The following is a 1,368-nucleotide window of genomic DNA, read 5'->3' as shown; positions in this document are numbered from 1 at the left end:
CGTCAAAGGAATGCCTTAAATTGCCTGAGCCACCATAACCAGCTTAAGGAATAATTCGTATGATTGCGGGTAATAAGGCCAATAATTCCAGTGCAAATATCAATGTCATCCGTAATAACCTTGACCTCCGCCCGGCTGATACATCTACCAATTCTGTTTTCGGGAGTTTGTATGACGTAAAGCATACCGAAATCGCCAGAATTAACCGGGCTTTAGATGGTCATGCTAAATCAGTCAAACGTCGGCTGGAAGAACTGGGGCTTACCCCGCCAGAACGGCAAAATGTCAGCCAATCCATTATCGACAGAGTGGCAGGTGTGCTTGAAGGTACTGCACCTCAAGTCGGGATAGCTGAAGTGAGTCCTTCAGCTAATGGTAGAAATGCTACGGTCAATGGTTTGGGTGCAAATGCAGTGGCATTTAACAATCCTTCAGTTGGCAGAAATCAGTCTTTGTCCAACACTAATGACCGTGATGTTTCTTCCCAACTCTCCGATGCCCTGGGGTCGGGCAATGTTCAACTTGTCAACCAGTATTGTCGGCAAATACTGGGCAGCCACTGTGATGAGCAGACAAAGCAAACACAGCTCGAAGCCATAAATCATGCCGGTATTCCCGGTCTGTACATAGCGCTCAAAAAAGGTCATATCGACTGCATCAGGGCCTTTTTCGATCAGGTACAATGCAGTAACCTGAAAGTTGAGGTGAAGCAAAAATTGCTGGCACCTCAAGCCCCTTCAAACCACACGCCAGGCTTGTTTCTGGCTATGCAAGATGGCTACGCTGACCTTGCCTGCGCCTATTGCAAATGGATACTGTCAACAAATAACGATGATCGGTGGAAACAAATACAGCTAGCGGCTATCTCTGTCGGGCATGCTTATGCTTATCGAGCGCCCGCTTTGCACGAAGCCATGGAAAAGAATCACAGTGAGTGTGTTAACATTTTTTGTCAACTGGTTTTAGCAAGTAATCTCAGCGTTGCGATCAAAGAGAATCTGATAACAGCTAAACATGATGTATGGCCACGGGAGCCGTGTCTCTACAGTGCTTTTCGTCTTGGAAAAGCTGACAGTGTGGAAGCTTTTTGCCAACAAGTTCTGGAAGCAGAACTTGACCTCAGTGTGAAGCACAGGTTGTTGGCAGCAAAGAAGAATGGTCAACCAATCATACAGCGACCCGGTACGGGAAATGAAGTATTTCAGATATACAGAAACACTATAAAACGTAGCGATTTGCCTCTCAGAACAAAAGTATCACTAACATCCCTTAGGGTAAATTGGCTAAAAAGAACTTTAAATCCTGCCCGCCTTTTTAACCGTTGGTGAGGCAATCCTGTAGATAATTTACAGTATTATGGAACTAATT

At 45.3% G+C, this 1,368-nt stretch carries 1 protein-coding gene; it reads left to right on the top strand.

From position 1 onward, the window contains the following. Positions 1–59 precede the first annotated feature (59 nt). Entirely contained in the window at positions 60–1,328 is a 1,269-nt protein-coding gene (locus tag KDK14_RS04090) for a ferrous iron transport protein A (protein WP_257263746.1), read from the top strand. Positions 1,329–1,368 lie beyond the last annotated feature (40 nt).

Origin of the sequence: Endozoicomonas sp. ONNA2, from assembly GCF_024606365.1 — a bacterium.
In the GTDB taxonomy this organism is placed as follows: Bacteria; Pseudomonadota; Gammaproteobacteria; order Pseudomonadales; family Endozoicomonadaceae; genus Endozoicomonas.
This window is presented reverse-complemented; position numbering and strand designations above follow the sequence as displayed.

Excerpts from the sequence above, each read along its gene's own strand:
- KDK14_RS04090 (WP_257263746.1), top strand. The coding sequence starts at position 60 with ATGATTGCGGGTAATAAGGCCAATAATTCCAGTGCAAATATCAATGTC.